At 74.9% G+C, this 23,182-nt stretch carries 17 protein-coding genes; 5 read left to right on the top strand and 12 right to left on the bottom strand.

The window, feature by feature from the left end; translation table 11 throughout:
- Window positions 1–74: 74 nt before the first annotated feature.
- Together ACFQ6N_RS18480 and ACFQ6N_RS18475 are read right to left on the bottom strand one after the other, a co-directional pair.
- A complete protein-coding gene (locus tag ACFQ6N_RS18480) occupies window positions 75–1,121 on the bottom strand; it encodes a TIGR03617 family F420-dependent LLM class oxidoreductase (RefSeq protein WP_380650156.1) in 1,047 nt (348 codons plus the stop codon).
- Window positions 1,122–1,228: 107 nt separating this feature from the next.
- A complete protein-coding gene (locus ACFQ6N_RS18475; RefSeq protein WP_380650155.1) occupies window positions 1,229–1,888 on the bottom strand; it encodes a TetR/AcrR family transcriptional regulator in 660 nt (219 codons plus the stop codon).
- Window positions 1,889–2,021: 133 nt separating this feature from the next.
- Here ACFQ6N_RS18475 and ACFQ6N_RS18470 point away from each other — a divergent pair, with 133 nt between their 5' ends.
- Window positions 2,022–3,527 (top strand): carboxylesterase/lipase family protein, encoded by a 1,506-nt coding sequence (locus tag ACFQ6N_RS18470; protein WP_380650154.1) that lies wholly within the window; start codon window positions 2,022–2,024, stop codon window positions 3,525–3,527.
- A gap of 135 nt (window positions 3,528–3,662) precedes the next feature.
- Here ACFQ6N_RS18470 and ACFQ6N_RS18465 read toward each other — a convergent pair whose 3' ends face one another.
- A complete protein-coding gene (locus ACFQ6N_RS18465; RefSeq protein ID WP_380650153.1) occupies window positions 3,663–4,337 on the bottom strand; it encodes a type 1 glutamine amidotransferase domain-containing protein in 675 nt (224 codons plus the stop codon).
- A 174-nt stretch (window positions 4,338–4,511) separates the two neighbouring features.
- Between ACFQ6N_RS18465 and ACFQ6N_RS18460 the strand changes: the two genes are divergently transcribed.
- Window positions 4,512–5,420: a LysR family transcriptional regulator gene (locus tag ACFQ6N_RS18460; RefSeq protein WP_380650152.1), complete on the top strand. Its 909-nt coding sequence runs from the start codon at window positions 4,512–4,514 to the stop codon at window positions 5,418–5,420.
- Window positions 5,421–5,529: 109 nt separating this feature from the next.
- On the opposite strand, the gene ACFQ6N_RS18455 is transcribed toward ACFQ6N_RS18460, so the two are convergent.
- The 5 genes from ACFQ6N_RS18455 to ACFQ6N_RS18435 form a co-directional block, all read right to left on the bottom strand.
- Entirely contained in the window at window positions 5,530–6,366 is an 837-nt protein-coding gene (locus ACFQ6N_RS18455) for an ABC transporter permease subunit (protein WP_380650151.1), read from the bottom strand.
- Window positions 6,363–7,331, bottom strand: coding sequence for an ABC transporter ATP-binding protein (locus ACFQ6N_RS18450; protein ID WP_380650150.1), 969 nt, complete (start codon window positions 7,329–7,331; stop codon window positions 6,363–6,365). Before ACFQ6N_RS18450 ends, ACFQ6N_RS18455 begins: the two co-directional genes overlap by 4 nt.
- A 174-nt stretch (window positions 7,332–7,505) precedes the next feature.
- On the bottom strand, window positions 7,506–8,795 hold the full coding sequence (locus ACFQ6N_RS18445) for a styrene monooxygenase/indole monooxygenase family protein (protein ID WP_380650149.1): 1,290 nt from the start codon (window positions 8,793–8,795) through the stop codon (window positions 7,506–7,508).
- Between the two features lie 93 nt (window positions 8,796–8,888).
- Complete coding sequence (locus ACFQ6N_RS18440) at window positions 8,889–9,641, bottom strand: thioesterase II family protein (RefSeq protein ID WP_380650148.1); 753 nt, start codon at window positions 9,639–9,641, stop codon at window positions 8,889–8,891.
- Between the two features lie 133 nt (window positions 9,642–9,774).
- Window positions 9,775–10,413, bottom strand: coding sequence for an AAA family ATPase (locus ACFQ6N_RS18435; protein WP_380650147.1), 639 nt, complete (start codon window positions 10,411–10,413; stop codon window positions 9,775–9,777).
- 152 nt (window positions 10,414–10,565) lie between these two features.
- Here ACFQ6N_RS18435 and ACFQ6N_RS18430 point away from each other — a divergent pair, with 152 nt between their 5' ends.
- Both ACFQ6N_RS18430 and ACFQ6N_RS18425 read left to right on the top strand, forming a co-directional pair.
- A complete protein-coding gene (locus ACFQ6N_RS18430) occupies window positions 10,566–12,206 on the top strand; it encodes an AMP-binding protein (RefSeq protein WP_380650146.1) in 1,641 nt (546 codons plus the stop codon).
- Between the two features lie 150 nt (window positions 12,207–12,356).
- Entirely contained in the window at window positions 12,357–12,557 is a 201-nt protein-coding gene (locus tag ACFQ6N_RS18425) for a hypothetical protein (protein ID WP_380650145.1), read from the top strand.
- A gap of 24 nt (window positions 12,558–12,581) precedes the next feature.
- Here ACFQ6N_RS18425 and ACFQ6N_RS18420 read toward each other — a convergent pair whose 3' ends face one another.
- From ACFQ6N_RS18420 to ACFQ6N_RS18410, 3 genes are all read right to left on the bottom strand, one after another.
- Complete coding sequence (locus tag ACFQ6N_RS18420) at window positions 12,582–13,571, bottom strand: ABC transporter ATP-binding protein (protein WP_380650144.1); 990 nt, start codon at window positions 13,569–13,571, stop codon at window positions 12,582–12,584.
- 97 nt (window positions 13,572–13,668) lie between these two features.
- Window positions 13,669–16,482, bottom strand: a complete 2,814-nt coding sequence (locus tag ACFQ6N_RS18415) for a hypothetical protein (RefSeq protein WP_380650143.1) — start codon at window positions 16,480–16,482, stop codon at window positions 13,669–13,671.
- Window positions 16,479–19,796 (bottom strand): FtsX-like permease family protein, encoded by a 3,318-nt coding sequence (locus ACFQ6N_RS18410; protein WP_380650142.1) that lies wholly within the window; start codon window positions 19,794–19,796, stop codon window positions 16,479–16,481. Before ACFQ6N_RS18410 ends, ACFQ6N_RS18415 begins: the two co-directional genes overlap by 4 nt.
- A 408-nt stretch (window positions 19,797–20,204) precedes the next feature.
- Between ACFQ6N_RS18410 and ACFQ6N_RS18405 the strand changes: the two genes are divergently transcribed.
- The gene (locus ACFQ6N_RS18405) at window positions 20,205–20,939 is read left to right on the top strand and encodes an ABC transporter ATP-binding protein (RefSeq protein ID WP_380650141.1); all 735 of its coding nucleotides are present in this window, start codon (window positions 20,205–20,207) and stop codon (window positions 20,937–20,939) included.
- A gap of 378 nt (window positions 20,940–21,317) precedes the next feature.
- On the opposite strand, the gene ACFQ6N_RS18400 is transcribed toward ACFQ6N_RS18405, so the two are convergent.
- Window positions 21,318–22,934 carry an alpha/beta hydrolase gene (locus ACFQ6N_RS18400; protein WP_380650140.1) on the bottom strand — a complete coding sequence of 539 codons (1,617 nt, stop codon included), beginning with the start codon at window positions 22,932–22,934 and terminating at the stop codon, window positions 21,318–21,320.
- Window positions 22,935–23,182 lie beyond the last annotated feature (248 nt).

Below are 23,182 nucleotides of genomic sequence, written 5' to 3'. Positions count from 1 at the left end.
CCCGAATCTGCCTGGACTTGATCATCTGCTGCTCGATTGGCGACTCTCCGTGCCCGTACGACGCCCGGTTCCGGTCAGTCCAGGGCGCGCACCGCGTCCAGGACGTCCAGCCCCAGCTCCGGGTCGGCGTCCTCGGGCAGGCTGACGGACAGCCGGGTGACCAGGCCCGCGTACCGGCGGCGGATCTCCCGGGCGACCTCCTCGACCGAGCCGGACACGGCGAACGCGTCGAACACCTCGTCGTCGACCAGCGCGGCCATCTCCGCCCAGCGTCCACGCACCGAGTGGGTGTGCAGTTCCTCCTGCAAGCCCTCCCAGCCGTGCCGCGCCAGCACCGGGCGGTAGGCCGGCGTGGAGGCGTAGAACGCCAGCCGCTCACGCGTCGCGGCCCGGTTGGCCGCCAGTTCCTCCTCGGTGCGGCCGGTGGCGGTCAGCACGTTGCCGACGACCTCGAACGGCCGCTCCGTCCACGCGGCCCCCTCCGCCTCGGCCCGGGCCCGCTCCTCGCGCAGGCCGGGCAGCACCTGCTCGGCCAGGTAGGCCGTCGAGGAGAACGGGTGGGCGAGGAAGCCGTCGGCCACCGCCCCGGCCGTCCGGGTCATCAGCGGCCCGACGCCCGCCAGCAGGATCCGCGGCACCCCGGCCGGGACGGGGTCGGGCGAGAAGACCGGTGTCATCACCGTGTGGGCGTAGAACTCGCCCCGGAAGCGCAGGCGTTCACCGGTCTGCCAGCTCTGCCAGATCGCCCGCACCGCGTGCACGTACTCGCGCATCCGGGCGGCCGGACGGTCCCAGGGCATCCCGAACCGCTTCTCGATGTGCGGCTTGACCTGAGAGCCGAGCCCGATGACGGCCCGTCCGCCGGAGGCCGCGTGCAGCCCCCAGGCCTGGTAGGCCAGCGTCATCGGGGTACGGGCGAAGGCCACCGCGATGCCGGTGGCCAGCTCGATGGACGAGGTCCGGTCGGCGGCGCGGGCGAGTTGGAGGAACGGGTCGTACGCGGTCTCGGCGACGACCAGCCGGTCCATGCCCCGGCGCTCGGCCAGTTCGGCGGCGTCCAGGATGCCCGCCGGGTGCCCGGAGGCGGTGGCGTCGAGGCGGAGGGCGGCGGGTCGGTCCATGGCGGTGCTCCTGGTCGGGGGCTGCGGTGCTACCCGGGTAGCCTGCCACGCCGTCACCACCGCCGACGCCGACCGGCCCCGCCCTCGGCCGCCGCCGCGAACGCCGGCTACCCGGCCGCCGGCCCGGTCCCCGCCCCGGGCGCGTCGCCCGGCCCCGCCACCGGCCCGTCACCCACCGCGAACAGCCGGTCCAGGTACCGGTCGACGGCGGTGAGCACGGCCGCCGGCGCCACCACGTCCAGCTCCAGCAGCGTGGCGAACCCGGTGAGCGCGAGCAGCAGGTCGGTCTCCACCACCGGATCGCGGTCGGCGGCGATCAGCCCGTCGGCGATCGCCTGCCGGACCACCTGCTCGACTGCCTCCCGCCCCTGGAGCAGCCCGTCCCGGGCCCGCGCGTGGACCGCCTCGTCGTGGAGCGCCTCCAGGACGTAGGCGACGCTCATCCGGCTGGTCGCGCGCGAGTCGGCGTGCAGCGGCAGCATCTCGACCAGCAGCACCCGCAGCACGTCACGCGGGCGCGGCGGTTCGCCGAACTCCCGCAGGGCCCGGCCGACCCGGGCGGTGGTCAGCTCCCCGGCGAAGTCCATGGCGAAGGAGAACATCGCCGCCCGGGAGGCGAAGTAGTGCTGGAGCTGCCCGAGCGAGATGCCCGCCTCCTGGGCGACCTCGCGCATGGTCAGATGCGTGGCGCCGCGCCGCTCCACGACCCGCCACAGCGCGCGGGCGATGGTCTCCCGGCGCTCCCGGTGGTCCACTTGCTTGGGCATGGCGTGCCACTCCTCCGAACATTCCCCGGCGACGGCGGTCCCGCGCCGCCGCCCCCGCACCGCTTTTCCATACGCTTGACATAATACAGCTGACCTATAACGCTGGAGGCACTTCCGAGCGAGGAGTGTCCACATGCTCACGCAGCCCACCGCCCAGACCACCGAGGGGACCGTCCGCGGCTTCCTGGACCGCGGGCTCGCGGTCTTCCGCGGCATCCGGTACGCCCAGCCCCCGGTCGGACCGCTCCGCTTCGCCGCCCCCGCCCCGCCCGAACACTGGGACGGCGTCCGCGAGGCCTTCGAGTTCGGCCCCGCCGTCCCGCAGTCCGGCCCGCTCCAGGCGGCTCCGTCCCAGGACACCGACTGGCTGACGCTCAACGTGTGCACACCGCACCCGGACGGCACCGGGCTGCCGGTACTGGTCTGGATCCACGGCGGCGGCTACATGGCCGGGACCTCCGGCGACCCGCTCTACGACCCGGTCGAGCTCACCCGGGCCGGGCTCGCCCACGGCGGGCTGGTCGTGGTCAGCCTCAACTACCGCGTGGGCGCGGAGGGTTTCGCCCTCCTGGAGGGAGCACCGGCCAACCGGGGCTTCCTCGACCAGGTCGCCGCCCTGGAGTGGGTCCAGCGCAACATCGCCGCGTTCGGCGGCGACCCGGACCGGGTGACCGTCGCCGGCCAGTCCGCGGGCGCCGGCTCGGTCGCCGCGCTCCTGACCATGGACGGGGCGCGCGGCCTGTTCGGGCGCGCCGTCGCGCACACCGTCCCGGGCACCCTCTGCACCCCCGCCCTGGCCGCCGAGGTCACCGCCGAACTGGCGAAGCTGCTCGGCACCTCCCCGACCGCCGCCGCGCTGGCCGAGGTCGACCCGTGGCATCTCGCCGAGGCGGTCACCCGGCTCGGCACCGCACTGCCGGAACACCTCGCACGCTGGGGCCGGCTCGCGCAGGCCGGCATCGCCACCGTCCCGGTCGTCGACGGCGAGGTCCTGTCCGGTGCGCCCTGGTCCGTCCTGGCCGCCGGCCGGGTCCCGGGCATCGACCTGCTCATCGGCCACACCCGCGACGAGTTCCGGCTGTTCAGCGTGCTCAGCGGCCGGCACGGCAGCTTCACCGACGAGGAGGCCCGCCTCGCACTGGAGCTGTTCGCCCCGCCGCCGTCAGGACCGGACGACTACCGCGCCGCCGACCCCGCGGCCACCCCCTCGGACCTGCTCGAAGCGGTCAGCTCCGACGCCCTCTTCCGGATGCCGTCGGTCCGGCTGGCCGAGGCCAACACCGAGGCCGGCGGCACCTCGTACCTGTTCGAACTCGCCCTCCCGGCCCCCGCCATGGGCGGCGCGTTCGGCTCCTGCCACGGCCTGGACCTCCCACTGGCGTTCGGGACCCTGAGCAGCCCCACGGGACGGAACTTCCTCGGCGACCCGCCCTCCCCCGAGGCGGTCCGGGTCTCGCAGGAACTCCAGCAGGCCTGGCTCCGCTTCGCCACCACCGGCGACCCGGGGTGGCCCGCCTTCGAACCGGACGAGCAGCTCACCCGGGTCCTGGACGCCCGCTCGGAGACCGTCCGCTACCCCGAGCAGGCCGCCCACCGGATCTGGGCGGGGCAACCCCTGACCGCCTTCGACCTCCGCTGACGGACGCCGGGCGGCGGGAGACGCCCCGCGCCGGGCACGGGCGGCACCTCGCAGCCCGTGCCCGAGCGGGCGCCCCCGACGCTTCCGGCCGGTCCCGCTCCCGGCCACGGCCCGGCCCGGCCCGGCGCACGACCGCTACGCCGCCGCCAGCAGCTTCAGCAGTTCGGCGGCCACCAGCGCCGAGGAGGCCGGGTTCTGACCGGTCACCAGGTTGCGGTCGACGACCGTGTGCGGCGCCCAGGGCTCGCCCTCCTCGAAGTCCGCGCCGAGGGCGACCAGCCGGTCCTGCACCAGCCAGGGCGCCCGGTCCGCCAGTCCGGCCTGGACCTCCTCGGCGTCGGTGAAGCCGGTCATCCGGTACCCGGCGAACGGCCAGCCGCCGTCCTCGGTCCGGGCCGCGAGCAGTGCGGCCGGGCCGTGGCAGACCACGCCGAGCGGGCGGCCGGAGGCCAGTGCCCGGGTGAGCAGCCGGCCCGAGTCGGCGTCGACGGCCAGGTCCTCCATCGGGCCGTGGCCGCCGGGGTAGAAGACGGCGTCGTAGTCGGCCGGATCGACCTCGGCCAGGACGAGCGGCCGGCGGAACTCGGCGATGGCCTCCAGCGCCTCGGCCGTACCCGGGTCGGTCAGGCTGGCCCGGTCGGCGACCGGGACGACGCCACCGGGTGTGGCGGCGGTGACCCGGTGCCCGGCGGCGGTGAGGGCCTGGTACGGGACGACGGCCTCCTCCGCCCAGAAGCCGGTCGGGTGCTCGGTGCCGTCGTTCAGCGTCCAGACGTCCGCTCCGGTCAGGACGAACAGGATGTCGGCCATGGTGGATGCCTCCTATGGTGCGGTCCCCGCCGCGACGGCCCTGCCGCGGCGCTCACGCCGACGAAGCTAGACCCGGCGGACCCGCGGGAACCAATGGGCCACGCGATGCCGCCCATCGGGATTCCGATGGCTCGCACGGGCGGCCCAACCATCGGGATCCCGTAGGCTCGCGGGATGAGCGATCGGCTGCCGCTGGGCTCCGGCCCGCTGGACCTCAACCACCTGCGGACCTTCCTCGCCGTGCACCGCGCGGGGTCCTTCACGGCGGCCGCGCACCAGCTGGGCCTGTCCCAGTCGACGGTGACGGCGCAGATCCGCGCCCTGGAGCAGCGGCTGGACCGGGAGCTGTTCGATCGCCGGGCGCGCGGCGTCAGCCCGCTGCCGTACGCCGACGACCTGGCCGCCCGCCTGGCGGTGCCGCTGGACCGGCTGGCGGACCTCGCCGACGGGCGGGACGGCGGCGTGCCGGAACCGGTCCACCTCGCCGGACCGGCGGAGTTCCTCGGCACCGCCCTGCTGGCGAAGCTGGCGCCGCTGGTCGCCGAGGGGGTGCAGCTGCGGGTGACCGCCGGGCTGACCGATCCGCTGCTGGAGGACCTGCGGGCCGGACGGCACGACCTGGTGGTCGCCACCCGGCGCCCGCGCGGCCGGACACTGCTCGCCGAGCCGCTGGCCGACGAGGAGTTCGTCCTGGTCGCGGCCCCGGTGTGGGCAGAGCGGCTGGCCGGACGGGCCCTGCCCGACGCGCTCGCGGAGGTCCCGCTGCTCAGCTACGCCGAGGACCTGCCGATCGCCCGGCGCTACTGGCGGCACGTCTTCGACCGGCGCCTGCTCACCCGGGCGGCGGTCACCGTGCCGGACCTGCGGGCGGTGCTCGTGGCGGTGACGGCGGGCGCGGGCTGGAGCGTGCTGCCCGGCTACCTGTGCCGCGCCGAACTCGCCTCCGGGGCACTGCGGTTGCTGCACGAACCGGCCGACCCGCCGATCAACACGGCCTACCTCGTGCGGCGCCCGGCGGGCTCGACCAACCCGCACGTCGCGCTGGTCCGCGAGCGCCTGCTGGCGGTCGCCTGGGACTGCTGAGGCCCGGGCCCTTCGCGAACGGCCCTTCGCGAACGGCCCCTCGGGAGGAACCCCTCGGGAAGAACCCCTCGGGACGAGTCTCTCGGGACGGGCCCGGGCCGCGCGAGGGTCAGATCGCCAGGTCGCGCCGCTCCAGCAGCCGGAACGCCGCCAGCAGCCCGAGCAGGCCGACACCGGTCAGCAGCCCCAACGACGCCCACGGCACCCCGCCGTGGCCCAGCACGTCGCCGGGCGCGTAGTAGTGGAACGGGCTGAGGTAGCGCAGCGGCCGGGCCGGGGACCAGGCGAGCGCGACGAAGTTCAGCGCGTAGCCGACCGCCCCGAAGGCGACGGCCGCGCCGATCACGTACGCCCGCCGCCGGCTGAGCGCGGACACCGCCAGGACCGGCCCGGTCAGGCAGAACGCCAGGGCGCAGCCGAGCAGTCCGGCGGTGAGCACGGCGGTCACCGGGACGGCGTCGCGCAGCTTCGGGGAGAAGGCGACCCCGAGGGCGACGGTCAGGGTGGCGGCCGCGTTGAGCAGCACCGAGGCGAGGACCAGGGCGCCGGCCCGTTCGGCGAGCAGGCGGCGCCGGGACACCGGGCGGGTCATCAGCAGTTCGATGGTGCCGGACTCGACGTCGGCCGCGACGGCGGCGGCGCCGAGTGAGCCGATCACGGTGAGCTGCAGGGCGACCCAGAACGGGTGGGTGAGCCCGGCGCCGAGCAGGCCGGGGTAGCTGGCGATGGAGATGTCGCCGTTGGAGCCGCTGAAGGCCCGGAACGCGCCGGGCGGGTTGCGGCTGCCGGTGCCGAACAGGTCACCGGGCGGAATGGTCCCGGCGATCACCACGATCAGGGTCTCGAAGACGACGATGCCGAGGAGCAGCGAGACCAGCATCCGGCGGCGGCGGTGCAGGGCGAGCCAGACCAGCGGGAGGCGGCGGCTGACGGTGCCGGGGGTCACGGTCCCTCCTCGGTGTCCGGCCGGTGGTCGTCGTCCGAGCGGTAGAGGTCGAGGAAGGCCTCGTCCAGGCCGGCCTCCTCCACGGTCAGGTCGGCCACCGGCAGGTCGGCCAGCAGGGCGCGCACGGCCGGGACCACCTCGTCCGGGGGCACCAGCAGTTCGACCCGTCGGCCGTCCCAGCGCGGGGACCAGCGTTCGGCGGCGCCGAGCGGCCGGGCGCCCAGCCCGTCGGCGAAGAGCAGCCGGACCCGGCGGGCCCGGGCCTCGCGCAGTTCGGCGACCGAGCGGACGGTCACCAGCCGGCCGCGGCGCACGATGGCGACCCGGCCGCAGGTGCGCTGCACCTCGGGCAGCACGTGGCTGGAGAGCAGGACGGTCCGTCCGGCCGCGGCCTCCTCGGCGAGCAGTTCGTAGAAGGTCTCCTGGACCAGCGGGTCCAGGCCCTCGCTCGGCTCGTCCAGCACCACCACGGGGGGCCGGTGCTGGAGGGACTGGACGAGCCCGAGCTTCTGCTTCATCCCGCGCGAGTACTGCCCCACCGGGCGTGCCAGGTCGGCCCGGGAGAGCTTGAGCCGCTCGCACAGTTCGCCCCGGCGCGGCACCGGGGCGCCCTGGAGGGCGGCGAGCAGGTCGAGGGTCTGCTGCCCGGTGAGCTCGGGGTAGAGGCGCAGTTCGCCGGGCAGGTAGCCGATGGAGGGGGCGAGCCGGCGGTGGTCGGCGACCGGGTCCAGGCCGAGCACCCGCACCTGCCCGTCGCTGGGGCCGAGCAGGCCGACCAGGCAGCGCAGGGTGGTGGTCTTGCCCGCGCCGTTGGGGCCGAGCAGGCCGAACACCTCCCCGGCCGCGACCGACACGTCGAGCCGCTCGATGCCGACCGTGTCGCCGTACCGCTTGGTGAGCGACCGCAGTTCGATCACCGGGTCCGCGCTGTCCGCGGGCCCGTGGGTGTCCCCGTTCCCGGGCATGGCCACCTCCTGCTCCTGTGACGGATGCGTCCGACATCAAAGCGCGCCCGGCGGGGCGAGTCGAGGGACACGACCGGATTCGGCGGAACCCGTCCGGTCGGGCACCGGCCGGGGGCCCGGCGGGGGTCGGTGGCCCGGCGGCGGCGGCGGAGCGGGCAGGCAGGCAGGCAGCGCCTAACGCGCCGGTTCCAGGGAGGCGAGGTAGGCGGCGGTCAGCTCGGGGCGGGCCAGCCAGGCGGCGTGGTCGCTCGGCTCGGCATAGGTGTTGGCGAGGCGGCGGGCGACCTCCTCGTGCTCGGCGGCGGCGGCGAAGACGCCCTGGAGGTGGTCCGGCATGGTCAGCATCGCGGTGGTGAACTCGACGGTGTGGCGGGCGTGCTGCTGCCAGAACCGCTCGGAGGTGCGGCACATCCAGTCGGCGGTGAACGGGGCGTCGCCGTGCTCGACGACGGCCCTCCGACAGGCCTCCGCCGCGCGCGCCGCGCTGTTGGCGCCCTGGCCGGTGATCGGGTCGTTCACCACCACCGCGTCGCCGAGGCCCAGTACGTGGACGGAGTCCACGCCCGAGCCCAGCTCGGCCACCGCGCGCCGGACCGTCGGGGTGACCGCGCCGAACAGCCCCGCCCCGGCGTCGGTCGGCTCGGCCCCGGTCCAGAGCTCCGCCTCCCAGGGCAGGTACTCGCCCAGCAGCGCGCGGATCCGGGCCAGCTGGACGTCCGGCGGCGGCCCGTCCCCGAACGCGTCGAGCGGGCCGCCGGGCAGCGCCTCCCACAGCAGGATCGCGCAGGGGCCGGACAGGGTGAGCGCCGGCTGGAGGTACAGCTCGCCGAGGCCGGGCAGCGCGTGCATCCGCGCCCGGGGTCCGGCGGCCGGGTCGGGCGAGCCGACGCCGTGGACGTACAAGCACGACAGAGTCCGCTGCGGCCGGTCGAAGGGCGAGCGGGCAGCGTCGCGGGCGAAGGTCCCGGCGAGGCCGCCGCGGCCGGCCGCGACCACCGTCAGCTCGTGGCGGCGGGCCAGGTCGTACAGCCCGTCCCGGTCCAGCTGGCGGTACTCGATCCGGGCGCCGCGTTCGGCCAGCAGTTCGAGCCAGGCGGCCAGTTTGATCCGCTGGTCGACCGAGCGGGCGGGCTCGTCGAGCGTCATGGTGAACTCCAGCGCCCGGACGGCGGGCGGCGCCGCCAGCACCGCCTCGACCGAGGAGACCGACGGCGTCCGGTCCGCCCAGAGGTCCAGCCCGGCCGCCGCCTCGATCCGCAGGGCCGGGCCGAACATCGCCTGGGTGGAGAGCACCCGCCCGCCGCGCACCTGTTCCGGGGTGCGCTCGGCGACCAGCGTCACCCGGTACCCGTCGGCCACCAGGCCCAGCGCGAGCTGCAGGCCGGCCTGGCCCGCTCCGACGACGGCGATCCGGCGCACGCTGCCTCCCGGTGGTCTACTGACGGTCTGCTGACGGCTCGTCAAGCAGGCACAGTAGCCCAGCAGGCGGTCCCGGTCACCGGTGCGGACGCCGGAGGCGACCACCGGCCGGGCGGTGCGGCCACCGGCCGACCGGGCTCAGCCGCCCAGGTGGGTGGCGAGCAGTCGGACGACCTCGTCGGTCCGGTCGGCCAGGTAGAAGTGCCCGCCGGGGAAGACCCGCAGGTCGAAGGGGCCGGAGGTGTGCCGGTCCCACTGGGCGACCTGTTCGGCGGTGGCGTTCGGGTCCTCCTCGCCGACCAGGCCGGTGATCGGCACCGACACGGTCGCGCCCGGGGCGCAGCGGTAGGTCTCGATGGCGGTGTAGTCGGCCCGCAGGGCGGGCAGCACCAGCTCGCGCAGGGCGGGGATGGTCAGGATCCGCTCGTCCGTGCCGCCGAGGCCGACGATCTCGGCGAGCAGTTCGTCGTCCGGGAGCTTGTGCATCGCGCTGTCCCGGGGCAGCGAGGGCGCCCGCCCGGCAGAGACGAACAGCCGCTCGGGCCCCTTGTCCCCGTCGCGCTCCAGGCGCCGGGCGGTCTCGAAGGCGACGGCGGCGCCCATGCTGTGGCCGAAGAAGACGAGCGGCCGGTCCGCCCAGTCCCGCAGCTCCAGGGCGAGCCGGTCGGCCAGTTCCTCCACCGAGTCGATCGGCGGCTCCATGAACCGGTTCTGCCGGCCGGGGTACTGGACGGCGAGCACGTCGGCGTGCGGCGCCAGCGCGTTGGCGTACTCCAGGTAGTAGCTGGCCGAACCTCCGGCGTGCGGGAAGATCACGACCCGGACGGGCGCGGAGTGGGACGGGTTGAACCGGCGGAACCACGGGTTGTCGACGGCAGCGCTGCTGGGCATGCGGGATGTGGCCTCTCTCCGTGTCGGACTCTGCTGGCCCCAGTCTGGCAGTGCCGGGCCGTGCCGCGGGTGTTGTGGTGATCACGTACACCGGCAACGGCACCAGCACGGCACCGGCCCGGGCGTGGGGGCCTCAGGCCCGGGGGTCCGGTCCGAACCGCGCCGAGGCGGCCCGGGAGCGGGAGACGGCGTCCAGCAGCAGGACGGACGCGGCTTCGGGCGTCGGCATCGGCCCGCCGGACCGTACGTACCGGGTGAAGGCGGCCAACAGGCGCTCCAGGCCCCGGTGGTGGCGTGCGAACACCCGGGCGGAGGCGTGCCGGCCGCGGGCCCGCTGGCCGTCCAGCGCGGTGGCCGTGCCGACGTCCAGCAGCACCAGGTGCAGTTCGCGGCCCCGGCGGCCCGCCTCCCGGGCGAGCCGGCGCCGCATCCAGGCGCGGCTGCCGCAGTCGTGCACCAGCAGCGGACCGCCGCGCCGGACCGAGGCGCGCAACAGCCGGAAGTGCTCCAGCCGCGCCCACGGCCGGTACACGGCGTACGGCAGGCCCGCCGGCATCACCGCCTCGCAGGCCTCGTGCACCGTCCGCGGGTCCACCGCGCGCACCGCCGCCCCGGACCACCGGCGCAGCAGGGTGCTCTTCCCGGCGCCCGGCAGCCCGGACACCACCACCACGGCGTCGGCCGGGTAGGCCACGTCGAAGGCGGATCCGGCCGCACCCCGGAGGTCGACCACCCCGCACGGCGCCACCACCGCGTCCACGCTGCCGCCCACCGGCCCCCCGTTCACGTCCGACCGGGAACCCTAACAACCGCGCCGGGCCCGCGCCGCGCCGGCCTGGGGCCCGTGGGGCCCGGGGCGGCCGCCGTGCCGTCGCACGGCCGCCGGTCCACTAGGCTGACGAGCCGTCAGACAGGAGGCAGGCCATGGCGGATGCGGGTCCGACGTACACCGCGCTGGTGCTGGACGGGCTGGCGCGCGACCCCGGGCGGGTGGCGATCCGCTCGGCGGAGGGCACGCTGACCGGGCAGGACTGCCTGGACGCGGTGTACCGGATCGCCCGGGCCCTGGAGCGGGCCGGTCTCGGGCGCGGGGACGGGGTGACGGTGCTGGCCGGGAACCGGCCGGAGGCGCTGCTGGCACGGTCGGCGGCGAACCTGCTGGGCTGCCGGGTGGCGATGCCGTACCCGGACGGGCCGGTCGCGGAGCAGGTGGCGCTGGCGGAGTTCGCCGGGACGTCGGCGCTGCTCTTCGACCCCCTGCGCTGTTCGGCGGCGGCGGCCGGGATCGCGCGGGCCCTGCCCGGCGCCGCGCTGTTCTCCCTCGGCCCGGCGCCGCGAGGGCCCTGGCCCGGCTCAGGATCAGGGCCAGGGCCAGGGCTCGGGGAGGACCTCCTGGAGCTCGCCGCGGCCTGCTCGCCGGCCCCGCTCGAACCCCGCTACCGGCCCGAGGACGTGATGGCGGTGCGGTTCACCGGCGGCACCACCGGTCGCCCGAAGGGGGTGCTGCGCCGCTTCGCCCGGCCGCCGCGCCCGCCGCTGCCGTCAGGGTCGACGTTCCTCCTGTGCACCCCGCTGTGCCACGGCGGCGGCACGACGGCGGACCTGGCGCTGGCGGCGGGCGGCACGGTGGTGCTCCAGGACGGGTTCGACGCCGGGGCCGTGCTGGCGGCGGTCGAGCGGTACCGGGTCTCCCGGATGTACCTGCCGCCGCACCTGCTGTACCGGCTGCTGGACCATCCGCTGCTGTCCGCGACCGACACCGGCAGCCTGCGGCGGATCGGCTACACGGGCTGCCCGCCCTCGCCGCGGCGGCTGGCCGAGGCGACCCGGCGGCTGGGCCGGGTGCTGCACCAGACCTACAGCCTGACGGAGTGCGGTCCGGTCTCCCGGCTGGGCCCGGACGAGCACCTGGACCCTCGGCTGCTGACCACCGCCGGCCGGCCGTACCCGGACACGGAGGTCCGGGTGCTGGACGAGGAGGGCGTGCCGCTGCCGCCGGGCCGGACCGGCGAGGTCTGCGTCCGCACGCCGACCGCGATGGCCGGCTACTGGCGCGATCCGGAGCTGACCGGGCGGGTGCTGCGGGAGGGGTGGCTGCACACCGGTGACCTGGGCAGTCTGGACGCGGCGGGCTATCTGACGGTGCTCGGGCGGCGGGACCCGATGGCGATCGTCGAGGGGCACAATGTGTTCCCCCGCGAGGTCGAGGAGCCGTTGCGCGCCCACCCGGACGTCCGGGACGCGGTGATGTTCACGACCACCGACCCGGACCGGCTGGAGCGCGTGCACGCCGTGGTGGCCCTGGAGTCGGGCTCGCGGACGACGGCGGAGCAGCTGCGCCGCTGGAGCCGGGAGCACGGCTGCCCGCGGTGCGCGCCGGACACGCTCCTCCTGCTGCCCGCGATCCCGCTGAACGGCCTCGGCAAGCCGGACCTCGGCGCGCTGCGCGCGCTCGTGCCCGACGGCCGCACCACGGCCCGGTCAGCCGACCGGGCCGCCGACCGGTCCACCCGCCACGGCGCCGGGCGGCCCGCCGCCACCGCAGGGGCGTGCGAGGGAGTGTGACGCGCCCTGCCAGTGCTTCGAGCGCCCACGCGGGCGACCTCTCGCGCGCCACCCGGCGGGAAGAACCGTCCGTGGGCACTCGACCGTGCGGGCCCGCCTGCCGATACATCCCCGGCAGCGTTCCCCGCACCGTCCCCAGGAGGCACTCCCTTGACCTGGCTACGCGTCCTGACCGCACTGGGCATCCTCGCCGTGGCGGCCAGTGCCCTGCTCGTCTTCGCCCTCTGCACCGCCACGTCCCGGGCCGACCGCGGCGACCACGGCGACCGCGCCGGGGAGGAGCGGCCGCCCGACCTCCGGTCGGACGCCGAGGGCAGCGGCCTCTTCCAGCGGATGGGCGGCGACAGCTGACCCCGCCCACCCCCCGGAACCGGCTCAGTTCCCCCCGATGTCGTCCGGGCGGACCTCGATGTGGTCGGCCGCGAGGTCGACCGCCACCCGGTGCTCCATCCCCAGCGCCTCCAGGAACTTGACCGGCAGCTGCACCCGCCCGGTGCGGTCCAGCATCACGTACTCGCGCTCGTTGACCGACTCCTCGCCGTGCTCGTCCGTCACGGTGCGGCGCAGCACCTCGCTGCTGGTCCGCCCGTCCCGGATGGCGACCGTGCGGCGCACCTCGCCCGCGACCATCGGGTCGTGGGTGACGATGACCACGGTGGCGCCGAGTTCCCGGTTGACGGTGCGGAAGGACTCGAAGATCACCCCGGCGGTCTCGGAGTCCAGCTCGCCGGTGGGCTCGTCGGCGAGCAGCACCGGCGGGTTGTTGGCCATCGCCACCGCGATCGCCACCCGCTGCTGCTGACCGCCGGAGAGCTCGTCGGGGCGCCGGTGGGCGAGCTCCCCGATCTCCAGCGCCTCCATCAGCTCGGCCACCCGGGCCATCTGGCGCTTCGCGCCGCCGGTGCCCGCCCGACGGCCGCGCAGCTGCATGGGCAGGGCGATGTTCTCGGCGGCGGTGAGGAACGGCAGCAGGTTGCGGGCGGTCTGCTGCCAGATGAAGCCGACCACCTCGCGCCGGTAGCGCAGCCGCTCCTTGACGGACATCTCCAGCAGGTCGCAGCCCGCCACGGTGGCGGTGCCGGCGGTCGGCACGTCCAGCCCGGCCAGGATGGTCAGCAGGGTGGACTTGCCGCTGCCGGAGGCCCCGACCAGGGCGACCAGGTCGCCCTGGTCGATGGTCAGCTCCAGGCCCTGGAGGGCCTGGACCTCGACGCCCTCGGCGCTGAAGATCCGGACCAGCCGGTCGCAGACGATGGCCGCGCCCTCGCCGTACGCCTTGGGCGAGGCGGCTGCCAGGGCCCGCTGCCGGAGCTCCTGGAGGCTGGGGGCCTCGACGACCGTCCGCTCCTGGGGGATGCTCTTCACCGCTGGTCTCCTGTCTCGACTGTGCGCGCCATCTCGCCGTTCTCCACTGTCCCGGCGGTCCTCACCGCTGTCACGGCTGCTACGTCCGGTTTCCGCGTCATTGCTGCTCCCCCGCTCGCAGTTCGGTGGCGATCTGGCGCCGGCCGGCGATCAGCGTCTCCAGCACCACGACCAGGCCGACCAGCAGGGCCAGCCCCACCGTGGGCAGCAGCACCGGCATCAGCGCCGGTGCCAGCGCGTCGCCGACCCTGGCGCCGACCAGGGTCGAGATGTCGAACGCTCCGCCCAGCAGTGCGACCGCCGCCAGGGCGACCAGGCCGCCGCCGACGGCCGCCGCCAGGGTCTGCGGCAGCGCCTCGGTGACGATCAGCGCCAGACCCTGCCGGGGCCGCAGGCCCATCGTCCGCAGCCTGGCGAGGACGGCCGTGCGGTCGGGCGCGGCCCGGAACAGCGTCAGCAGCACGGCGAGCAGGGCGAACCCGGCGCCGGCCGCCGCCGCGTACCAGAACAGCCGCCCGGCGGCGTGCTGCAGCGGGTCGTCCGCGAGCGCGGCGGCCGTCTCCCGGCTGCTGTGCACCGTGTACCCCGAGGGCAGCCCGTGGGTGCTCTTGCCCGCGGCGGCCGCCTCGTCCGAGACGAGCTTGGCGATGCCGGTCGGCTGGGTCAGGCCCTGTTCCCGCAGGACCGTCCTGACCTGGTCGGGGTCGAGGTCGCCGACGGCGAGCCACTTGTTCATCCGCTTGAGCTCCGGCATGCGTTCCGCGGCGGGGCCGGCCGCCACCACGACGAACGGCAGGCCCGGGTCGGGCAGGGCCGGGGTCGCGGCAACCGTCCCGGCGACGGTGGTGCGCAGTTCGCTGCCGTTGGGGGTGCGCACCTTGGGGTCGCCCGCGCCCAGGCGCTTGGCCAGGTCGCGGCTGAACAGCGCGGGCACCGGGCTGTCCGGGCCGCCGGGGGCGGCGGCCAGCTTCGCCGGGTCGAACTCGCCGACCCCGAGGGTGCGGGCGATCTCGGCGTACGCGTTCGGCTCGGCGACCACGAGGATCGCCTTGGTGTACTCCTTGTCGGCGCCGATGAACAGGGACTTGGGCTCCACCCAGACCCCGGTCGAGGCGCGGGCCCCCGGCAGTTCGCCGGCCGCCTTGGTGAAGGTCTCGGGCAGTGTGGCGTAGTCCGGGATGGCGATGCCGATGTCGCCGCCGGTCGTGATCCGCGCGGCGCGGGTGCGGCTGTGGTCGACGGTGGTCAGCACGGTGGCGCCGAAGCCGGTCGTGGTGACGGCGATCAGGAGGGCGAGCAACGGCAGGGCGGAGGGCCGCCGACGGCCCGAGGTGTCGCGGGCCGCCCGGGCCAGGCCGAGGAAGCCCACCAGTCCGCGGCCCCGGCCGGCGAGCGCGGCGAGCCGGCCCACCAGCAACGGCTCGATCCGGGCCAGCAGCAGGCCGCCGGTGACCGCGAGCAGCAGCGGAGCGGCCACCAGCAGCGGATCCACCCCGGCGGCGCCGGTGCCGACGCCGCGCCGACGGACCTCGGCCACGGCGGCCACGGTAACGGCCAGGAAGGCGAGTTCGCCGACCAGCCGGCGCCGCCCGCCCGCCGCCCGCGGGCGGGCCCAGAGCAGGGCGGCCCGGGCCGGGAAGGCCAGCAGGGCGATCAGGCCCGCGACGAGGCCCGCCGGCACCGCGTACTCCCACCGGGGGGTGGGCAGCAGCACCAGCGCGAGCGCCGTCCCGAGCACGGCGCCGGGCAGGACGGTCGCCGCGCCCTCGCCGAGCAGCCGCCGCAGCACCCCCGCGCGCGAGCCGCCGCGGGCCTGGAGCAGCCGGATCTCGGCGGTGCGCCGGTCCGTGCTCAGGGCGGCGGCCAGGAACAGCACGACCACCGCGACGCCCGCGACACCGGCCGGGCCGATCGCGCTCAACGGGAGCGAGGCCTGGTACCGCTCGTCCGCCCGGGTGAGGATGTCGGACAGGTACGAGCCGGTGTGCAGGTCGGAGCGGTGGGTCGCGTAGGCCAGTTCGGTGGCGCCGGGCCCGGTCAGGAAGGAGCTGAGGGTGCTGCGCGTCTCGTCCAGCCGGTCGGCGCGCAGCGACGCGGTGTCGATGGGCAGCCGCCAGAAGTCCTCGACGGTCCAGCCCCAGCCGGACAGCTCCTTCAGGCTGCCGCCGTCGATGAAGCCGGTGGTCTTCCAGAAGTTGCTGCCCATGGGGCCGAGTTCGAGGCACGCCCGGGCCGGGCAGTTGAGGTCGGCCCAGAACGGGTCCAGCGGGTCGTTGACCTTGTAGAAGCCGCTCACCACGCTGTTCAGCCGCTTGCCGGTGCCGTCGGCGCCGTTCTCGACGAGGTCGCCGAGCTTGATGCCGATGGTCTCGGCTGCCCGCTGGCTGACGATGATCGGCAGCGGGCCGCTGTCGACGTCGACCGCGGCCGGCCACGTCCCCTCGGTCAGCGTCACCCGGTCGGCGAGGCCGTGCAGGTAGACCAGGGAGAGCTTCGGGGAGGCGTTGTCGGACAGCCTGGCGTAGTTCCGGTTGTTCATGTTGCCGAAGCCGGTCGTACGGGCACCGTAGGCCTGGTTGGCCTCGGTCAGCGGCAGCTTGCGGCCGATGCGCTGGGTGAGCTGCTGCTGGACGGCGTCCAGGTCACCGGCGGTGTCCTCCGGCCGGGTGCGCGAACTGGTCTGCATGCTGGTCGCGCTGAGGCCCCGCTGCTCCACGTAGTCGCGGAGCGCCGCGTCCGCGCCCCGGTCGGCGACGCGGGGGAAGGCCGCCGCCAGGAAGACCGTGACGAACGCCAGGGCCGCCATCAGCAGCGCGGCCGACGGACTGGCGCGCAGCCGGGTGCGGACCCAGGGCGCGGGGCGCCGGACGGGATGGGGGTCGGGCACGGTGGTGCCGGCCTGGGTGGTCACATCTCCTCCACGAGGCGCAACCTGGCGGCCACGTTTCGTCGGCCGCGGCCGACGAGGAAGGCCGACAGCAGCGGGACGACGGCGATCGCCGCGGTGAACAGGAGCACCTGGCCCACCGGCAGGTGGATCAGCGCCTCGGGCAGCGGGCGGCGGGCGGCGGGGGTCAGCACCATGAACGGCACGATCAGGTGGACGAGCAGGGTGCCGAGGGCGACGCCGACCGCTCCGCCGAGGGCGACCAGCAGGCCGTACTCGGCGGTCGTGGCCCGGGTGACGACCCGGCGGGGCGCGCCCAGGGCGAGCAGCAGGGCCGAGTCCTGGGTCCGCTGGCGGGCGGAGCCGGCCACGGCGGCGCCGAAGCCGATCGCCGCGAGCAGCGCGGTGGCGACCGCGATGGCCATCAGCGCGCTCTGTGGGGCGGCGCCGACCGGGTCGCCTAGGAGCCCTTCGGAGACCTCGTCGTAGAGCTGGACCTGCTGGGAGCCGGGTTCGGCCCGCAGCACGGCGGCGGCCTCGGCCGGGGTGCGGTCGCCGGGGCCGGTGGCGGGCAGCCACCACTCGGCGTGGGCGGACAGCGAGCGGCCCTGGGCGGCCAGCAGCCGCGCGGCGGCGGGGAGGTCGACGACCAGTCCGCTGCGCCCGGCCACCGGCAGGGCCTCGACCGCCCCGGTGATCTTGACCTGGAGGACGACCCCGGAGAACGGCACCTTCACGGTCTGGCCGACCGAGGCGCCGACGAGCTTGAGGTAGTCCTGGGTGGCGACGCCGGACAGGACCGTCGGCGGGGTCTCCCCGACCGGGAGGAGGACGGCCCGGATGGCGTTTCCGTTGCCGTCCGCGAAGACGTGGTCGACGGAGAGCAGCCGGTCGGTGTCGGCCGGTTCGGACTTGGCGGTGGCCAGGGGCCCGGCCGGGGCGTGCTTGCCCGGCATGGCGCCGGGCGTTTCGGCCTTCCAGGAGAGCCCGGCCGGCAGCGGGACGGCGGTCGCCGGGCCGTCGGCGCTGTCGGAGACCGCCAGGCCGCGGAGGGTGACCGTGCCGCTCGCGCGGTCGCTGTAGGACACCGTGGCGCCGACCACCGTCAGCGGCGCGGCGGCGGAGCCCATCGGGGCGTCGACCAGGCCGCTCAGCCGGGCGGAGGCGTGCACGTCACCGCTGATCGGGACGTCGGCGAACGGCACCTTGTGGATGTAGCCGAAGCGGTCCTTCAGCAGGAGCGTCACCTCGGGCGGGAAGGGGGCCACCACGCTGCCGCCGGCCCGGACGACCGCGCTGTCGAAGACCTCGCGGACGGAGAGCTCGGCGTCGATCCGCAGCGGGTGGCCGGGCAGCGGCACGCCCGCCGACGCGGCGGCCACGGGCTGGGCGAGCGGCGAGAACAGCGCCGTACGGGAATGCCCGCCGAGCAGGTCGTCGCGGACCGGGACGCGGTCGGCGAAGGCCGCGGTGTCCAGGGCGAGCACCTGCCCGGAACCGGTGGGCAGCATCTGCTCCTCGCGTGCCACCGGGATCAGCCGGTCGCCGCCGGGCAGGGCGCCGAAGCGGCCGGCCTGGCCCATCACGGCACTGTTCGCGCCGGATATCCGCAGGCCGCCGGCCGTGCCGAAGGCCGCCTGGTCGCGCTGGGAGGCGGTCCAGGTGGCGTGCTGGCCGAGGGCGAGCACGCCGGTGGCCACGGCCATGACGAGCAGCAGCACCGGGCCGGTGGCCCGGGCGGGCTGACGGGCCAGCTGCCAGCCGACCATCGCCGGGCCGAGGCCGCGGCCGCGGGCGGCCACCCGGGCACCGAGCCGGGCGGCGAACGGCAGCAGCCGCAGCACCACCAGGGTGCCCGCGCAGAGCGCCAGGGTGGGGGTGGCGACCAGCAGCAGGTCGACGCCGAGCCGGCCGGAGGAGTCGGTGGAGAGCCCGCCGCCGTACTGGTCGAGCTGCTGGTAGGCCAGTGCGGCCAGCACCAGGACGGCGACGTCGCCGCCGCTGCGCGCGATGCCGGAGACCACGGCCTGGCGGCGCCCGCTCCTGCGGCGCAGGGCCGCACCGGCGCCGCGCAGCACGCTGGGCACGGCGGCCAGCAGGATGCAGGCGAGGGAGGCGATCAGGGCCACCGGCCAGAGCGTCCAGCCGATGCGGGTGTCCAGGGCCACCTGGTGGGAGCGGCCGAGGCCGGCCAGGACGCGGACCAGGAACGGGGTCAGCAGCGGCGCGAACACCGCGGCCGGAAGGGCCAGCAGCACCAGTTCCAGGGCGGTGAAGCCGCCGAGCCGGGCGCCGGAGGCGCCGCGGGCGGCGAGCAGCTCGTTCTCCCGCTCCTGCCGGGTCGAGATCAGCCGGACGACCAGGAGCAGGGCCGCGGCGGCGAGCACGGCGAGTTGGAGGGCGCCGATCAGCAGGGTGGACCGGGCGACCATCAGACTGGCCGACAACTCGCCGATGACGTTCGGGAGTTCCGTCGTCACACCGAGCGAGGCGGTCCTCCGCAGCTCGTCGGACAGCCCCTGGGAGCGGTCGCCGACGGCCTCGGCCGTGTCCTGGTCGACGCCGGCGAAGTCGGCGTCGAGGAGCCAGGCGCGGCTGCTCTGCGGCAGGCCGCCCGCCGTGAAGGCGCTCCCGTCGACCATCATCGGGCCGAAGGTGGTGAAGCCGCCGACCAGCATCTCGTGGCCGCTGATCGGGTCGACGCGCCAGTACGGGTCGAACGGGTCGGCGGCCCGGTAGACGCCGGTGACCCGGACGGTCAGCGGCTTGCCGTCGGTCCGGTCGGCGATCCGCACCTCGGCGGGCAGGGCCTGCTCGGTCAGACCGAGCCGGGCCAGCAGGGTCGGCGGGACCGCGGCCTCCGGGGCGGCGGACCCGACGGGCCCGGAGACGGTGCCCGGCCAGGCGCCGGCGACCAGCCGGGCACGGCCGCGGTCGACGTCGGCGAGGACCGTCAGGTCGACCTTCGCCCCGGCGGACTCGGCGGACGGGGACGTCCCGGCCGCGGCCGCCGTCCCCCCTGCGGCCGGCAGGCCGTAGGAGCGGCTGCGCTGCATGCCGTCGGTGCGGACGGGCAGGTCCCCGAAGAGCTTCTGCCGGTAGGCGGCCAGTGCCGCCTCGTCCTTGTCCCGCTGGTCCGCCCCGTGTTCCCCGGCCACCACCACGGTGGTCCGGGCATGACCGGGGCCCTGGAGCGCCTGCCGCAAACCGGCCTGACCGACACCGCTGTTGAACGTCACCAAGGCGGTGAGTACCGCCGTGGTGATCAGTACTGTCAGCAGGACGGCAGCAGCCAGCGGCAGTCGTCCGCGCAGTCGGCGCACGACGAAGCCGAGCATCAAGTTCCTCCCCCGGATCACGTCCCCGGTAGCGTCCGCGGCCCCGTCCATTGATCCGATCCAGGCACAAATCGGCCTCAGATGGACACATGGAGAGCACAGCGGCGCATTGACCACCGGCAATCGGTCGCCGGATAGCGGACGATGCTGTCAGATTCGATCGAGGAACGGAAGGGACTTGCGCGAATCAAGTAAGCAATGAACAAATTCCTTTCCTTGATAGCATCCCGGCCGGGGATGCCCCGTCGAAATGCCATGCACACTTCAGAAATCCGGCTTCGCCGCGCTCCCTCGACCAGGGGACTCCGTCCGCTCGGATTCCTTCCCGGGAACGTGAACCGGTGAAGCCGCCGCATCCGTAGGCACCGGTAGAGAACCGGGTAGCCGCGCCCACAGGGGGGACGCCGCATGACGCAGAATCAGGCCGCCACCGCCACTGCCACGACCACCGGGCCGATGGTGGCCGTCACCGACCTCCGCCGCAGCTTCGGCAGCGGCGAGCGGACCGTCCACGCCCTGCGCGGCATCGACTTCTCGGTCGAGCGCGGCGAACTCACCGCCCTCAAGGGCCGGTCCGGCTCCGGCAAGACCACCCTGCTCAACCTGGTCGGCGGCCTGGACGCCCCGACCGGCGGCAGCATCTCGATCGACGGCATCGACCTCGGCGGACTGGACGAGGACGGCCGGCTCGCCCTGCGCCGGGAGCGGATCGGGTTCGTCTTCCAGTCCTTCGGGCTGATCCCGATGCTCACCGCCGCCGAGAACGTCGGCGTGCCGATGCGGCTGCGCAAGGTCGCGGCCGCCGAGCGCGAGGAGCGCGCCCACACCCTGCTGGCGCTGGTCGGCCTGGCCGACCACGCCAACCAGCGCCCCGGCGAACTCTCCGGCGGCCAGCAGCAGCGCGTCGCCATCGCCCGCGCACTGGCCAACGAGCCCGGCCTGATCATCGCCGACGAGCCCACCGGCCAGCTGGACTCCGAGACCGGCCGCTCCATCATGGAGCTGCTGCGCGCGGTGGTCCGCAGCGAGGGCGTCACCGTCCTCGTCGCCACCCACGACCCGACGCTGATGGGCCTCGCCGACCGGGTGATCGAGCTCCGGGACGGGCGGGTCGTCGAGGACGAGGCGGAGCAGGCCGCGTAGCCGGGTGCGGGAAAGGCGCGGGGATGCGGGGTGCGCCCCCACGCCTTTCCCGCACTCCGCGGGCCCGGATAATCCAGGGGCCCGAAAAGCAATCCACAAATAGATGTGACAGTACGTCATTCTCCGTGACTCATCCGGGTCGCGGAGATCGCCTTTTCACGGACCGTGATTGTCGGTGGCACCGGCTATGGTCACCCACGACCAGCAGGAATCCGCTCACCGGAGGTTCGATGGCGATCTTCTGGCGCATTTCCCGGGCGATCCGGGTGCCGGGCCGGGTGCCGGGACAACCGGAAACACGGCTGTGGTGGCCGGCAGCACCGCCGACCACCACAACCGTTGGGCCCCTCCGTCAGACGCCCGGGGGCCTGTTCACCCTCAGGCCGCCGGGAAGATCTCCGCGTCCGGCTTCAGCAGCTGGCCCGGCTTCGGCGCGGTGCCGTCCACCAGGTAGCGGGTGACCAGGTCGTTCAGCGCCTTGCTGCGGCCCACGGCGCAGTGCTCGATCGAGTCGACGCTGACCAGCACCGCGTTGCCCAGCTCCTGCTGCATCCGCTGGGCGAACTTGTACTGGGTCGCCGGGTCGTACAGGTTGCCGATGACCATCACGGTGTTGGAGGTCTTCTTGTTCCACGGGCCGGAGAAGCGCTCGGCGTCCCGGGCCGGGGCCGGCCAGCTCGCGCACGCGGGCGCGTCGAAGGCCTGGTAGCGGCCGAAGGTCGGCGACTCCTGCTCCCAGGTCTTGGCCACGTTCGCGAACACCCGGTCGTTCGACGGGTACGGCTTGTCCTGGCAGTTGACGCCCATGTACGAGTCGTCGGCGGTGTACTCGGAGTCGGCCGGGGCCTCCCGCAGCGCCCGCGGGACGTTCACCGAGAGGAGGTTGGCGTCCTCCTCCGCGACGTTGGCCTTCGGGGCCAGCAGAGCGGCGGCGTTCGGCTTCTGCAGCACCTGGTAGGTGGCCTGCAGCGACTTGGCCAGCGGGGCCAGCTTGGCCTGCGAGTACAGGGCGCTGGCGACCTCGCTGGTGAAGCTGCTCAGCGTCACCGTGGAGCCGTTCGGCAGCGTGATCGGGCTGGTCCGCAGGTGGTCGCGGAGCTGGTCGAACTTGGCCCGGGTGTCGCCCTCGCCGAAGGCGCAGCGCGGGGCGCCGGCGGTCTGGCAGCGCTTCAGGAACTCGCTCAGGGCGAGCTCGAAGCCGCCCGCGCGCTGGCGGTCGTACTCCAGGCCGTTGTGCAGGCGCAGGTTCGGGTCGACGTTGCCGTCGACGATGATCGCCCGGACCTTGTTCGGGTACATGTTGGCGTACGTCGAACCGATCAGGGTGCCGTAGGAGAACCCGGCGAAGCTGAGCTGGGAGTCACCGACGGCGCGGCGCATCCGGTCGAGGTCGCGCACCACGTTGATGGTCGACATGTGCTCGATCAGCGGGCCGGCGTTCTTGCTGCAGGCGTCGGTGTAGTCCTGGTCCGCGTCCAGCGTCTCGTTGACCTCGGCCTTGGTGACCGGCACGCCGACCATGCGGTTGTTGACCGCGTCGGCGTCCTCCTGGGTCTTGAAACACTTGAGCGGGTTGCTCCGGGCCACGCCGCGGGGGTCGAAGCCGACCAGGTCGAACTTGGACTGCACCTCGGGGCCGAAACGGCTGGTCGTCGCCCACAGGTAGCCACTGCCGCCCGGGCCGCCCGGGTTGAGGAACAGCGAGCCGATCCGCTTCGACGGGTCGCTCGCTCGGCGCCGCATCATGGCGATGCCGATCTTCTCACCCGAGGGGTTGTCGTAGTCCAGCGGCACGGGGTAGACGGCGCAGTCGTAAATGCCCGGGTCCGGCTTGGTCGGGTCGGGGTTGCACGGGGTCCAGGCGACAGCGTCGACCTTCGCCTCGGCCAGGCTCGGGGCCTGGTCGATCGGCGCCGCCGAGGCGGCGACCGCGGTACCGGTGACAAGGGCGAGGGCCGTGGTGACTGCTCCGGCCAACGTGGATATGCGGGACAAGGAACCTCCTTGGTGCGGAAAGGGCGGCCCCAGCCTGTCAGCCGGAGTTCTCCGTGTGAAGACCTCGGAGCAGCGGAAATTGTCCGCACACCATGCCCTTTTCCGCTCGAATATTCTGTGAATGAACCGACTTGACGGTTGGTTGACCTGATGCGCAGTCATCCGACCGGGTCCACCCCCCTACGTCGCCATTCCGCGATCGGCGCCGGCGGGCCCTCCACGGGCGGCGACCCGGCCGGCGACCCGGC

It is taken from the genome of Kitasatospora sp. NPDC056446, assembly GCF_042796115.1.
Taxonomy (GTDB): domain Bacteria; phylum Actinomycetota; class Actinomycetes; order Streptomycetales; family Streptomycetaceae; genus Kitasatospora.
Note: the sequence above shows the minus strand (reverse complement) of the source record. Positions and strands in the feature narration are given on the sequence as shown.

Excerpts from the sequence above, each read along its gene's own strand:
- ACFQ6N_RS18480 (WP_380650156.1), bottom strand. The coding sequence starts at position 1,121 with ATGGACCGACCCGCCGCCCTCCGCCTCGACGCCACCGCCTCCGGGCAC.
- ACFQ6N_RS18475 (WP_380650155.1), bottom strand. The coding sequence starts at position 1,888 with ATGCCCAAGCAAGTGGACCACCGGGAGCGCCGGGAGACCATCGCCCGC.
- ACFQ6N_RS18470 (WP_380650154.1), top strand. The coding sequence starts at position 2,022 with ATGCTCACGCAGCCCACCGCCCAGACCACCGAGGGGACCGTCCGCGGC.
- ACFQ6N_RS18465 (WP_380650153.1), bottom strand. The coding sequence starts at position 4,337 with ATGGCCGACATCCTGTTCGTCCTGACCGGAGCGGACGTCTGGACGCTG.
- ACFQ6N_RS18460 (WP_380650152.1), top strand. The coding sequence starts at position 4,512 with ATGAGCGATCGGCTGCCGCTGGGCTCCGGCCCGCTGGACCTCAACCAC.
- ACFQ6N_RS18450 (WP_380650150.1), bottom strand. The coding sequence starts at position 7,331 with ATGCCCGGGAACGGGGACACCCACGGGCCCGCGGACAGCGCGGACCCG.
- ACFQ6N_RS18440 (WP_380650148.1), bottom strand. The coding sequence starts at position 9,641 with ATGCCCAGCAGCGCTGCCGTCGACAACCCGTGGTTCCGCCGGTTCAAC.
- ACFQ6N_RS18430 (WP_380650146.1), top strand. The coding sequence starts at position 10,566 with ATGGCGGATGCGGGTCCGACGTACACCGCGCTGGTGCTGGACGGGCTG.
- ACFQ6N_RS18410 (WP_380650142.1), bottom strand. The coding sequence starts at position 19,796 with ATGCTCGGCTTCGTCGTGCGCCGACTGCGCGGACGACTGCCGCTGGCT.
- ACFQ6N_RS18405 (WP_380650141.1), top strand. The coding sequence starts at position 20,205 with ATGACGCAGAATCAGGCCGCCACCGCCACTGCCACGACCACCGGGCCG.